This window comes from Actinotalea sp. JY-7885 (genome assembly GCF_014525465.1).
In the GTDB taxonomy this organism is placed as follows: domain Bacteria; phylum Actinomycetota; class Actinomycetes; order Actinomycetales; family Cellulomonadaceae; genus Actinotalea.
Genome location: NZ_JACEXH010000095.1, coordinates 1 through 12,972, shown reverse-complemented (window position 1 = coordinate 12,972; position 12,972 = coordinate 1). Strand labels below are relative to the sequence as shown.

Genomic DNA, 12,972 nt, shown 5'->3' with positions numbered 1-12,972 from the left:
GTGGGTGGTGCCGCGTGCGCCCCGGCCACCGCCGCCGAGCCGCGCGCGCAGCGGCGCCAGGCCGTCGTTGGTGACCCAGCCCGCCCACACCAGGTCCCACAGGGCGTCGGCGACGGCAGCCGCCGTGACCGACGGGTCGTCGCCGCCGACGCGTGCCGCCAGGGCGTCGACGAAGTACGCGCCGCCTCCGGCGAGCGCCTCGAGCACGGCGTCGTGCACCGGGCCCGCGAGCGCACCCTCCCGGGGCAGCGGCGCCGGCAGCGTGAGGTCCGCCGCGGCCGCCGGGTGCAGGCTCACGAGCCCGTCCCGAGCGGCGAGGGAGCCGTGCCCCGCCCACAGGACCTCGCCACCCGCGGTGAGCTCGTCCAGCATCGCGGGCTGGTACCCGGGCACACGCGCGGGCAGGACGAGCGTCTCCCACGCGGAGGCGGGCAGCGCCGCGCCCGCGAGCTGCTCGACGACCCGCGCGACGCCGTCGACCCCGCGCAGCCGCGGTGCCGCCGCCGCGTCGACGACGCCCTGCCAGCGCGGCAGGAAGACGCCGAGCGCCTGCTGGGGGACCGGCTCGACCTCGGCGCGCAGCGCCGCGAGCGAGCGGCGGCGGAGCGTGCGCAGCACCTCGGTGTCGCAGTAGTCCTCGCCCGTGCCGCCCAGCACGTCGGGTCGCAGCCGGCCGCAGACCAGGGCGCCCTGGGCCTCGAGCCGGTGCAGGACGTCGGCCACCACGGCGGTGCCCAGCCCGAGCCAGGCGGCCACCTGCGCGGCGGTGAACGGCCCGTGCGTCCGCGCCCAGCGCCGCACGAGGTCGCCGAGCGGGTCGGGCACGATCTCGGTGAACGCCTCCGGGATGCCCACCGGCAGCGCGACCCCGAGCGCGTCGCGCAGACGGCCTGCGTCCTCGACGGCGGCCCACCGCTCCTCGCCCTGCGCGCCCACGCGGACCGTGATGACGCGGCGCCGCGACGCGAGCTCGGCGAGCCAGTCGGGGACCTGGCCGGCGACGTCGTCGCGCGTGCGCTCCACGACCTCGGCGGTCGTCAGGGGGCCGTGCCGGCGCACCACGTCGGCGACGCCCTCCAGGTCCTTGGCGCGTCGCTCCGGCGCGGTGCCGCGCAGCTCGGCCTCGGTCCGCTCGACCGCGTCGGGGTCGAGGAGGTCGGCGAGCTGCGACTCCCCGCCCTGACCGAGCAGCTCGGCGAGCAGGGTCGGGTCGAGCGTGAGGGCCGCGGCGCGGCGCTCGGCCAGGGGCGCGTCGCCGTCGTAGAGGAACTGGGCCGTGTAGCCGAAGAGCAGGGACTGGGCGAAGGGCGACGGCGACGGGGTGGTGACCTCGACGACGCGGACGCGCCGCGCGGACACCGCCCGCATGAGCTCGGTGAGGGCCGCGACGTCGAAGTCGTCCTGGAGGCACTCGCGCGCCGCCTCGAGCAGGATCGGGAACTCCGGGTAGCGGGAGGCGACCGAGAGCAGCTGGGCGGAGCGCTGACGCTGCTGCCACAGCGGCTGGCGCTTGTCGGGCCGGCGGCGGGGCAGCAGGAGCGCCCGCGCGGCGGCCTCGCGGAAGCGTGCCGCGAAGAGCGTCGAGCTGCCCAGCTCGGTGCGCACGGCGGCGGCCACGTCGTCCGCGTCCACGAGCAGGTCGCCGAGGTCGATCGCGGGGCCGTCGGCGGCCTCGAGGCCCCCAGGACCGCTCCACCCGCCCGCCTCGGCGTCCCACGTGCCGAGCCCGGAGGCCACCATGTCCGGCAGGCGCAGCACGATGCCGTCGTCCGAGTGCATGGCCGCGGCGTCGAGCCCGTACCGCTCCCGCAGCCTCGCCCCGACGACCAGGGCCCAGGGCGCGTGCACGCGGGCCCCGTACGGCGAGTGGATGACGATGCGCCAGTCGCCGATCTCGTCGCGGAAGCGCTCGACGACGATCGTTCGGTCGTCGGGCAGCACACCCGTGGCGGCCCGCTGCTCCTCGACGTAGCCCACGAGGTTGTCCGTGGCCCACGCGTCGAGGCCGGCCGACCCGACGCGCCGCACCGCCTCGTCGCGCGGCAGGGCGGCGATCTCACGCACCCAGGCGCCCAGCGCCTCGCCCAGCTCCGCCGGGCGGCCGGGGGAGTCGCCCTTCCAGAAGGGCAGGCGCCCGGGCAGTCCCGGCGCGGGGCTGACGAGGACCCGGTCGGGCGTGATGTCCTCGATGCGCCACGTGCTCGACCCCAGCGTGAAGGTGTCGCCGACGCGTGACTCGTAGACCATCTCCTCGTCCAGCTCGCCCACGCGCTTGCCCCCGCGCAGGCGCGTGCCGCCGGCGGCCTCGTCCGCCGGCGCGTCGGTGGCGCCGGCGAGGAACACGCCGAAGAGGCCGCGGTCCGGGATCGTGCCGCCGCTCGTCGCGGCGAGCCGCAGCGCCCCGGGACGCGCGCTCAGCACGCCGGTCGTGCGGTCCCACACGATCCGTGGCCGCAGCTCCGCGAACTCCTCGCTCGGGTAGCGGCCCGCGAGCATGTCGAGGACCGCGTGCAGGCTGGCGTCGCCGAGGTCCGCGAACGGCCCGGCCCGCCGCACGACGCGCGCGAGGTCGTCGACCGACCAGTCCTCGACCGCCAGCATGGCGACGACCTGCTGGGCGAGGACGTCGAGCGGGTTGCGCGGGACGTCGAGCCGCTCGATCCGTCCGTCGCGCATGCGTTGCGCGATGACGGCCGCCGGGACGAGGTCGCCGCGGAAGGTCGGGAAGACGACGCCGCGGGAGACGGCGCCGACCTGGTGCCCGGCACGCCCGATCCGCTGCAGGCCGGACGCGACGGACGGCGGCGAGCCGACCTGGACGACGAGGTCGACGGCGCCCATGTCGATGCCGAGCTCGAGGGACGACGTCGCGACGACCGCCGGGAGGCGACCCTCCTTGAGCTCGGACTCGGTGCGCGTGCGCTCCGCACGGCTCATCGAGCCGTGGTGGGCGCGCGCGAGCACCGTGGCGGCGTCCGACGTGTCGACCCCGACGGCGGCGCCCGACTGCGCCTGCACGCTCGCGGGGGTCAGGCTGCCCGGATCGGGGAGGTCCTCGCCCTGCCGCTGGGCCCAGACCTCGTTCATGCGGGCGGTGAGGCGCTCCGCGCCGCGCCGGGAGTTGGTGAAGACGAGCGTCGAGCGGTGCGTGGCGACGAGGTCGACGACGCGCTCCTCGACGTGCGGCCAGATCGACGGTCGCGTGGGCGCCCCGGCGGCGCTGCCCGACAGGTCCGGCCCGTCGTCGCGTCCGTGCGCGGGTCCGCGTGAGCCGACCGCGCCGTCGGACGCACCCGCCGGGCGGGTCGCACCCCCGAGGTCCGTGAGGTCGGGGACCGGGACCACGACGTCGACCTCCACCCGCTTGGTCGACGGGGGCTGGACCACCGCGACCTCGCGGCCGCCGTCGGACGCGGTCCGGGCCCCGCGCAGGAAGCCGGCGACGGCCGCGACGGGGCTCACCGTGGCCGAGAGCCCGATCCGCTGCGCCGGGCGCGGCCCGTCGCCCCCGCGCTCGTCCAGGAGCGCGTCCAGCCGCTCCAGGCTCACCGCCAGGTGCGCCCCCCGCTTGGTGCCCGCCACGGCGTGGATCTCGTCGAGGATCACCGTGCCGACACCTCGCAGGCCCTCCCTGGCCGCGGACGTCAGGACCAGGAAGAGCGACTCGGGCGTCGTGATGAGGATGTCGGGCGGGCGCGTGCCGAAGGCCCGGCGCTCCGAGGGCGGCGTGTCGCCGGTCCGGATCCCGACCCGCACCTCGGGCACCTCCAGGCCCAGCCGCGTCGCGGCCTGCCGGATGCCGACCAGCGGCGAGCGGAGGTTGCGCTCGACGTCGGCCGCGAGGGCCTTGAGCGGCGACACGTACAGCACGCGGCAGCGGTCGACGGGGTCCTCGGGCGGCGGCTGCGTCAGGAGCCCGTCCAGGGCCCAGAGGAACGCGGCGAGCGTCTTGCCCGAGCCGGTCGGCGCCACCACCAGGGCGTGGTCGCCGCCCGCGACCGCGTCCCAGGCGCCCGCCTGGGCCGAGGTCGGCGCGTCGAACGCACCGGTGAACCACGCGCGCGTCGGCGCGGAGAAGCGCGCGAGCACCTCGGCCGGCCCGGGCGCGACGGTCACCGGTCCGCCGGGTCCGGCGACCGGCGTCCGTCCGATCGGGCTCATCGGGCCATTGTGGCGCGCGGGTCGGACACGGGCGCGGTCGGCCCGCGGCGACGAGCGGGCGCGCCCCGTGGCACCCTGGCTCCGTGCGCTACAGCGAGTTCTGGGAGCTGGTCGACGACGTGCTCGGCCCGCTGGGCCGCACCCTCACGCAGGACCAGGCGCTCGGTGGGCTGGGCGACCGCACGGCGGTGCAGGCGCTCGCGGACGGCGAGGACCCGCGCGCCGTCTGGCGGGCGCTGTGCGACGCGATGGACGTCCCCCAGGCCGACCGCTGGGGCAGCCTGACGCGCGGGTCCCGGCGCCGGTGAGCGTCGGCGAGCAGGAGCCGCTGATCAGCGCCCGAGGACTCGTCACGACGTTCGGCGACGTCACCACCGCCGCGGGGATCGACGCCCCGCGTGTCGCACCGTGATCGAACACCTGTTCGCTACACTCGTCCACAGGTGCGTACGGCGTCCGGTGCGTCCCCAGCCCCGGCGGCCCCGTCGCGGGGATGTCGGTGGCCGGGCGTAGCGTCACCAGCAGGTCGCCGACCACGGCGCACGACCGAGACGCATGACTCGAGACGCACGACCGACGCACAGCCGAACGCGGGTCCCCGGGTGGGGTTCCGCCCAGAACCCGAGGTGACACGATGGCAGCTCCCGCAGACCGCACGAAGGCCCTGGAGGCCGCGCTCGGCCAGATCGACCGCCAGTTCGGCAAGGGGTCGATCATGCGCCTGGGCGACGAGACCCGCGCTCCGATCGAGGTGATCCCCACCGGCTCGATCGCGCTGGACATCGCGCTCGGCATCGGCGGCCTGCCCCGCGGCCGCGTGGTGGAGATCTACGGCCCGGAGTCCTCCGGCAAGACGACCGTCGCCCTGCACGCCGTCGCGAACGCGCAGCGGGCCGGCGGGATCGCGGCCTTCATCGACGCCGAGCACGCGCTGGACCCCGAGTACGCCAAGAAGCTCGGGGTGGACACGGACGCGCTCCTGGTCTCGCAGCCCGACACGGGTGAGCAGGCCCTGGAGATCATGGACATGCTGATCCGCTCCGGCGCGATCGACATCGTCGTCATCGACTCCGTCGCGGCCCTCGTGCCCAAGGCGGAGATCGAGGGCGAGATGGGTGACAGCCACGTCGGCCTCCAGGCGCGCCTGATGTCCCAGGCGCTGCGCAAGATCACCGGCGCCCTGAGCGCGTCCGGCACCACGGCCATCTTCATCAACCAGCTCCGCGAGAAGATCGGCGTGTTCTTCGGTTCGCCCGAGACCACGACCGGTGGCAAGGCGCTGAAGTTCTACGCGTCGGTGCGCATGGACATCCGCCGCATCGAGACGCTCAAGGAGGGCACGGAGGCGGTCGGCAACCGGACGCGCGTCAAGGTCGTCAAGAACAAGGTCGCGCCGCCGTTCAAGCAGGCCGAGTTCGACATCCTCTACGGCATCGGGATCTCGCGCGAGGGTGGCCTGATCGACCTGGGCGTGGAGCACGGGTTCGTGCGCAAGTCAGGGTCGTGGTTCACGTACGACGGCGACCAGCTGGGCCAGGGCAAGGAGAACGCGCGCGGGTTCCTGCGTGACAACCCCGACCTGGCCGACGAGCTCGAGAAGAAGATCAAGGAGAAGCTCGGCATCGGCGCCCGGATCGACGCGCCGGCCGACCCGTCCAAGCAGGTCGACTTCTGACGGGGCCGACGGCGGGCCGGCGCCGGCCCCGCGGCCGGCCCGCCGACGAGCCCGGGGACCAGCCGACCGACAGCGCCGCCGCGCTGGACGCGGAGCCCGACCCGGAGTCCGTGGCGCGGGCGATCATCCTGCGTCAGCTGACGGGGGCGCCGCGCAGCAGGCGCCAGCTCGAGGACGCGCTCGCGCGCAAGGGCGTCGACGAGGCGCTCGCGTCGCGCCTGCTCGACCGCTTCACCGAGGTCGGGCTGGTGGACGACGCCGAGTACGCCCAGATGCTCGTGCGCAGCCAGCAGGCCTCGCGCGGCCTGGCGCGGCGCGGCCTGGCGCAGGAGCTGCGGCGACGGGGCATCGCCGACGAGCACGCCGAGGCGGCGCTCGCCCAGGTCGACGACGAGACCGAGGAGCGCGCAGCGCGCGAGCTGCTGCGTCGGCGCTGGCGCTCGGGACCCGACATCGACCCGCAGGCCCAGGCGCGTCGGGCGATGGCGATGCTCGGACGCAAGGGGTACTCCTCCGGCCTGTCGTCGAGGCTGGTCCGGGAGATGGTGGACCATAGTGACCACGACGCCGGGGACGTCCGCGCGGACTGACGCGCCGGCCCCGGCGCACGCATGCGGCTCGACCGGTCGGTCGGTGCGTGCGCGACGACGACGGAAGAGAGCGACATGGCTGGCGTGGGCGAGACGGTGATCGTGGTCGTCCTGCTGATGGCCTGCCTGGTGGCGCTGGTCCTCGTGCTGCTCGCCCGCCGGGAGGCGTCCGCGACCCGGCGCCAGGCCGCGTCCGACGTCGTGTCCATCCGCACGGAGGCCCGCGCGCAGCTCTCGGACGCCCAGCGCCGCGAGGAGCGCGTCGTGGAGCGCGAGCGTGAGGTGGCGGCCGAGCGCAAGGAGGCCCGCAACGCCCTCGACCGCGCCCAGGCGCGCGCCGCCGCCGCGGAGGCTGACCGCGCCGAGGCGGCCCGGGTCCTCGCGCAGGCTCGCGTCGACGCTGCCGCCGCGCTCGAGGCGATGAGCGGGCTCTCGGCGGAGGAGGCGCGGGCCGAGCAGGTGCGCCAGGCCACCGAGCTCGCGACCCACGAGGCCGCCGCGGCCGTGCGCCGGATCGAGGCGCGTGCCCAGCGCATCGCCGAGGAGCGCGCGCGGCGCGTCGTCGCCACGGCCGTCCAGCGCGTCTCCGGCCCGACGAGCGCGCAGAGCGTCGTCACGGTGGTGCCGCTGCCGGGCGAGGAGATGAAGGGCCGCATCATCGGCAAGGAGGGGCGCAACATCCGCACCTTCGAGGCGCTCACCGGGGTCAACGTCATCATCGACGACACGCCCGACTCCGTGACGCTGTCGAGCTTCGACCCCGAGCGGCGCGAGGTCGCCGCGGTCGCCCTCGAGAGCCTCCTCGCGGACGGCCGCATCCACCCTCAGCGGATCGAGATCGCCTACGCCGAGGCGGTCGCCGGAACGGCCGACCGCGCCGCGGCCGCGGGTCACGACGCCGCCGAGCGCGCGGGGGTGCGCGGCCTGCACCCGGAGCTGATCGACGTCCTCGGTCGGCTGCGCCTGCGCACCAGCTACGGGCAGAACGTCCTCGCCCACCTCGTCGAGAGCGCGCAGATCGCCGCGCTCATGGCGGCGGAGATCGGCGCCGACGCCCAGGTGGCGCGCCGCGCGGCCTTCCTGCACGACATCGGCAAGGCGCTCACCGGGGAGCTGGGCGGGACCCACGCCACCGTCGGCGCGGACCTCGCGCGGCGCCTCGGCGAGTCGCCGGTCGTCGTCAACGCGATCGCGGCCCACCACGACGAGGTCCCGATGGAGTCCGTCGAGGCCGTCCTCGTCCAGGCGGCGGACACGTGCTCGGCGGCGCGTCCCGGCGCCCGCCGGGAGGAGCTGGACCAGTACGTCGAGCGCATGGAGAACCTCGAGCGCATCGTCGTCGCGCACGACGGCGTGCGACGGGCCGTCGCCATGGCCGCGGGGCGCGAGCTGCGGGTCGTCGTGGAGCCCGAGCTCGTCGCCGACACCGCGCTGCCGGGGCTCGCGTCCGACATCGCGCGCCAGATCGAGAAGGACCTCTCCTACCCCGGGGAGATCACCGTGACCGTCATCCGCGAGCTGCGGGCGAGCGCGACGGCCGGCTGACCCGCGCCACCGCCGCCCTACCCGGCACGCCCGCGGGACGGGCTCAGGACGTGCTGCTCCCGCCGCCGCCGATCGTGTTGGACGCGAGGGTGTCGGCGGCACGCGGCGGGGCCGCGGTGCGGGTGGTGCGCCGCTGGATCCGGCGTGCGAGCCACGACAGGCTGAGGTTCACCACGAGGTAGATGCCGGCGCCCACGACGAACAGGGCGACGTAGTAGTTGTTGCCGAAGAACTGCGCGTTGTTCTGGATCGACTTGAGCAGCTCGGCGTAGCCGACGATGAAGCCCAGCGAGGAGTCCTTGAGGAGCACGACGAGCTGCGCGATGAGGCTCGGCAGCATGGTGCGCACGGCCTGGGGGAGCAGGACGGTCAGCAGCGTCTGGCGGCGCGTGAGGCCGACGGCGTAGGCCGCCTCCGACTGGCCCTTCGGCAGGGCCGCGAGCCCGGCCCGCAGGATCTCGGCGATGATCGCCATGTTGTACACGGTGAGGCCGAAGACCACGGCGCCGAAGGCGTCCCAGCGGAAGCCGATGAGGCCGAAGAACATCATCAGCAGCACGGGCAGGCCGCGGAACATCTCGATCACCACGGTCGCGGGGATGCGCACCGCGGCGTGGCGGGCGGTGCGCAGCATCGCCAGGACCAGCCCCAGCACCAGCGCGAGGGGCGCCGCCACGGCGGCCGCCCGCAGCGTCGCGCCCAGTCCCTTGAACATGAAGGCCCAGACGTCGGCCGCGGACTGGTTCTTCGGCGGGTCGTAGAGCACGTCCCAGCGGTCGGGTGCGAACACGTCCCTGCCCGCGGCGTACCAGGCCGCCAGGGCGAGCAGCGCCACCACCACGACGGTGCCGACGATGGAGCCGACGAGCTCGCGCCGGCGGGCGACGGGTCCGGGGGAGTCGTACAGGACGGCACTCATCGGGAGAACGCCACCTTCCGCTCGACGGCGCCGGCCACGAGGCCGAGCGGGATGGTCAGGAGCAGGTAGAACACGGCGACACCGACCAGGACCCAGAGCCCGTCGGCGGCGTTGGCGACGCCGAGCCGCCGGCCGGTGGCCATGAGCTCGACCACGGCGAAGCCGGCGGCGACCGAGGTGTTCTTGGCGAGCGCGATGAAGACGTTGATCAGCGGCGGGATCACGCTGCGCACCGCCTGGGGCAGGACCACCTCGCCGAGGGTCTGGCCGAACGTCAGGCCGATCGCGCGGGCGGCCTCGGCCTGACCCACGCCGACGCTGTTGATGCCCGAGCGCACGGCCTCGCTGACGAAGGCCGCGGTGTAGGCGGAGAGGCAGATGACGGCGGTCCAGAAGCCGAGGGGGGTGATGAGGCCGAACCGCGGCGCCACGAAGACGAGGCCGAAGAAGACGAGCGTGAGCGGGGTGTTGCGGAGCACCTCGACGTAGACGGCGGACAGCGCCCGTAGCGGGCGCAGCGGCGAGACGCGCAGCGCCGCCAGGAGCACCCCGGCGACGAGCGCGAGGGCACCCGAGTACAACGTCAGCCGCAGGGTCGTGGCGAACCCCTGCAGGTACGTCGGCAGGTTGTCGACGATCACGTCCACGCGGACGACTCCTCGGTGCTGGTGGGACGGCGAAGCCCTCGTCCGCCGCGCGGGGCGCTGGGCCCCGCGCGGCGGACGAGCTGCTCAGTAGCGGTCGACGGCGGGCGGCTCGGGCGTCGGCAGCACGGTCCCGGCCGTGGCCTCCCACGCCTCGGTCCAGCGGCCGTCCTCGTAGGCGGCCTCGAGCGTGTCGTTGATCCAGTCGCGGAACTCGGTGTCGTCCTTGGCGAGGCCGATGCCGTACGGCTCCTCGGTGAAGGGCTCGCCCCGCACCTCGAGGTCGTCGTTGTCGGCGGCGAAGCCGGCGAGGATGACGTTGTCCGTGGAGACCGCGTCCACCTGGCCGTTGCGCAGCGGGTCGATGCACTCGGCGTACGTGCCGAAGGGCACGACCTCGGTGTCGGGGAAGTTCTCGAGCAGGTTCTTCTCGGGGGTCGAGCCGGAGACGGTGCAGACCTTCGTGCCCGCGAGGTCGTCCGGTCCCTCGATGTCCTCGTTCTCCGCGAGGGTGAGGATCGACTGGCCGGCCTCGTAGTACGGGCCGGCGAAGGAGATCCGCTCCTTGCGGTCGTCGTTGATCGTGTACGTCGCGACGATGAAGTCGACCTGGCCCGTCTCGATGAAGTCCTCACGGACCTGCGACGTCGTCTCGACCCACTCGATGCCGTCCTCGTCGATCCCGAGCTCGGCGGCGATGAGCTTGGCGATCTCCACGTCGAAGCCCTGCGGCACGCCGTCGGGCCCGACGAGCCCGAACAGGGGCTGGTCGAACTTCGTGCCGATGGTGATGGACCCGGCCTCGGCCAGCTCGGCCATCGTGGATCCCTCGGGGAAGTCCGCGGCGGCGCCCTCGGTGGCGTCGCCCTCCGCGGCCGCGTCCTCCTCGGCCGGCTCGTCGGTGTCGCTGCTGCAGGCGGTCAGTGCGAGCGTCATCGCGGCGATCACCGCGACGGCTCCTCTCCGTGAGCGCATGGGGTCGTCCCTTCGTGTCGTGTTCACCCCTGGGTGCGGGGTCTGATCGGTTGGGTCGGTCGGGCGGGGGCGGCCGCGCCGGGGCTCGGGCCTAGTGGGTGAGGATCTTGGACAGGAAGTCCTGGGCGCGCTCGCTGCGGGGGGCGGTGAAGAACGTCTCGGGCTCCGCCTCCTCGACGATCTGGCCGGCGTCCATGAAGACGACGCGGTGCGCGGCCCGGCGCGCGAAGCCCATCTCGTGCGTGACCACGATCATCGTCATGCCCTCGGAGGCCAGGGACACCATGGCGTCGAGCACCTCGTTGATCATCTCCGGGTCGAGCGCCGACGTCGGCTCGTCGAAGAGCATGACCTTCGGGTTCATGGCGAGCGCCCGGGCGATCGCCACGCGCTGCTGCTGGCCCCCGGAGAGCTGGGCGGGCAGCTTCTGCACCTGGTCGGCCACGCCGACGCGCTCGAGCAGCTCCATGGCGTTGCGCTGGGCGTCCGCGCGGCGCACGCCCTTGGCCTTGATCGGTCCGAGCGTGACGTTCTCGAGGACCGTCTTGTGCGCGAAGAGGTTGAACGACTGGAACACCATGCCGACGTCGGCCCGCAGGCGGGCGAGCGCCTTGCCCTCGGCGGGCAGCGGCTGGCCGTCGATCGTGATGGTCCCGCTGTCGATGGTCTCGAGGCGGTTGATGGTCCGGCACAGCGTCGACTTGCCCGACCCGGAGGGGCCGATGACGACCACGACCTCCCCGCGCCGCACCGTGAGGTCGATGTCCCGCAGGACGTGGAGGGCCCCGAAGTACTTGTTGACCTTGTCCAGGACGACGAGCGGCTCGCCCAGGGACGAAGGTCCGGGGGTGGGCACGGGATCGGATGCTGCAGACACCATCTGCTGAACCTAGGGGGACGAACCGGGCCCCGGCCAGCCGCGACACTGCCAACCTGGTCACAAGTCGGCATCGGCCGGTCAAGGAATCGTCTAGGCGGCACGCGCCGTACCCTGGTGGGGCCATGACGACGACCCTGCCCACCCCCGCGCCCGCCCCGACCTCGCCGGGCGCGGCCGCCCCGCCCACCTACGTGGTGCGCACGCTCGGCTGCCAGATGAACGTGCACGACTCGGAGCACATGGCCGGCATGCTCGAGGCGGCCGGGTACGTGCCCGCGAGCGCGCAGGACGCCGCGTCGTCACGGGCCGACGTCGTGGTCATCAACACCTGCGCGGTGCGCGAGAACGCTGCGACGCGCCTCTACGGCAACCTCGGGCACCTCGCGTCGGTCAAGGCGGCGCGGCCCGGCATGCAGATCGCCGTCGGCGGCTGCCTGGCCCAGAAGGACCGGTCGGTCATCGTCGAGAAGGCGCCCTGGGTCGACGTCGTCTTCGGCACGCACAACCTGGACGCGCTGCCCGTGCTGCTCGAGCGCGCGCGCCACAACGCCGCGGCGCAGGTCGAGATCGCCGAGTCGCTCCAGGTCTTCCCCTCGACCCTTCCCACGCGCCGCGAGTCCGTGTACGCGGGCTGGGTGTCGATCAGCGTGGGCTGCAACAACACGTGCACCTTCTGCATCGTGCCGCACCTGCGCGGCAAGGAGCGGGACCGCCGGCCCGGGGAGATCCTCGCCGAGGTCGAGGCACTGGTCGCCGCGGGGGCCATCGAGGTCACGCTGCTGGGGCAGAACGTCAACAGCTACGGCGTCGAGTTCGGGGACCGCGGCGCGTTCGCCAAGCTGCTGCGCGCCGTCGGCGCCGTGCCGGGGCTCGAGCGCGTGCGGTTCACCTCGCCCCACCCCGCGGCCTTCACCGACGACGTCATCGAGGCGATGGCGGCCACGCCCACCGTCATGCCGCAGCTGCACATGCCGCTGCAGTCGGGCTCGGACCGCGTGCTGCGCGCGATGCGCCGCTCGTACCGCTCGGAGAAGTTCCTCGGCATCCTCGACCGCGTGCGGGCCGCGATGCCCGACGCGGCGATCACGACCGACATCATCGTCGGCTTCCCGGGGGAGACGGAGGAGGACTTCGCGCAGACGCTGCGCGTGGTGGAGGCCTCCCGCTTCACCTCGGCGTTCACGTTCCAGTACTCGCCGCGTCCCGGCACGCCGGCGGCGGACCTGCCCGAGCAGCTGCCCAAGGAGGTCGTCCAGGAGCGTTACGAGCGCCTGATCGCGCTCCAGGAGGCCGTCTCCGCGCGCGAGAACGCGACCCAGCTGGGTCGCGTCGTCGAGGTGCTCGTCGCGGAGGGCACCGGACGCAAGGACGGGGCCACCCTGCGAGTCACGGGCCGCGCGGCGGACAACCGCCTGGTCCACCTGGCGACCCCGCCGGGGTCGGTCCCCGAGCCGCGCCCCGACGGCCTGGACCCGCGCGCCGCGGTCGACGTCGCGCCGGACGTGCCGCGGCCGGGCGACCTGGTCGCCGTGCGCGTCACCCACACCGCCCCGCACCACCTCGTGGCCGACTCGGCCCTCGAC

At 74.4% G+C, this 12,972-nt stretch carries 10 protein-coding genes; 5 read left to right on the top strand and 5 right to left on the bottom strand.

Translation table 11 applies throughout. The features are described 5' to 3' along the window. Window positions 1-4,161 (bottom strand): DEAD/DEAH box helicase (locus IDM29_RS10175; RefSeq protein WP_188037482.1); only part of this gene is annotated, 4,161 nt, incomplete at its 3' end. 83 nt (window positions 4,162-4,244) lie between these two features. On the opposite strand from IDM29_RS10175, the gene IDM29_RS10170 reads away from it, so the two are divergent. The 4 genes from IDM29_RS10170 to rny all read left to right on the top strand — a co-directional run bounded on the left by IDM29_RS10170 (window position 4,245) and on the right by rny (window position 7,971). Further along, window positions 4,245-4,469, top strand: coding sequence for a DUF3046 domain-containing protein (locus IDM29_RS10170; RefSeq protein WP_182113609.1), 225 nt, complete (start codon window positions 4,245-4,247; stop codon window positions 4,467-4,469). 326 nt (window positions 4,470-4,795) lie between these two features. Further along, window positions 4,796-5,836 (top strand): recombinase RecA, encoded by a 1,041-nt coding sequence (recA, locus tag IDM29_RS10165; protein WP_182113610.1) that lies wholly within the window; start codon window positions 4,796-4,798, stop codon window positions 5,834-5,836. Window positions 5,837-5,946: 110 nt separating this feature from the next. Beyond that, window positions 5,947-6,426 (top strand): regulatory protein RecX, encoded by a 480-nt coding sequence (locus tag IDM29_RS10160; protein ID WP_255491819.1) that lies wholly within the window; start codon window positions 5,947-5,949, stop codon window positions 6,424-6,426. A gap of 75 nt (window positions 6,427-6,501) precedes the next feature. Then, entirely contained in the window at window positions 6,502-7,971 is a 1,470-nt protein-coding gene (rny, locus tag IDM29_RS10155) for a ribonuclease Y (protein ID WP_182113611.1), read from the top strand. Between the two features lie 43 nt (window positions 7,972-8,014). Here rny and IDM29_RS10150 read toward each other — a convergent pair whose 3' ends face one another. The 4 genes from IDM29_RS10150 to IDM29_RS10135 form a co-directional block, all read right to left on the bottom strand. Next, window positions 8,015-8,890, bottom strand: a complete 876-nt coding sequence (locus IDM29_RS10150; protein ID WP_182113612.1) for an amino acid ABC transporter permease — start codon at window positions 8,888-8,890, stop codon at window positions 8,015-8,017. After that, window positions 8,887-9,537, bottom strand: a complete 651-nt coding sequence (locus IDM29_RS10145) for an amino acid ABC transporter permease (RefSeq protein ID WP_182113613.1) — start codon at window positions 9,535-9,537, stop codon at window positions 8,887-8,889. The genes IDM29_RS10150 and IDM29_RS10145 overlap by 4 nt, the downstream gene beginning before the upstream one ends. Window positions 9,538-9,621: 84 nt before the next feature. Next, complete coding sequence (locus IDM29_RS10140; RefSeq protein WP_182113614.1) at window positions 9,622-10,509, bottom strand: glutamate ABC transporter substrate-binding protein; 888 nt, start codon at window positions 10,507-10,509, stop codon at window positions 9,622-9,624. Window positions 10,510-10,600: 91 nt separating this feature from the next. Then, window positions 10,601-11,389, bottom strand: coding sequence for an amino acid ABC transporter ATP-binding protein (locus tag IDM29_RS10135; protein ID WP_182113615.1), 789 nt, complete (start codon window positions 11,387-11,389; stop codon window positions 10,601-10,603). 122 nt (window positions 11,390-11,511) lie between these two features. On the opposite strand from IDM29_RS10135, the gene miaB reads away from it, so the two are divergent. Continuing rightward, a partial coding sequence (gene miaB / locus IDM29_RS10130; RefSeq protein WP_188037481.1) for a tRNA (N6-isopentenyl adenosine(37)-C2)-methylthiotransferase MiaB occupies window positions 11,512-12,972 on the top strand: 1,461 nt, incomplete at its 3' end.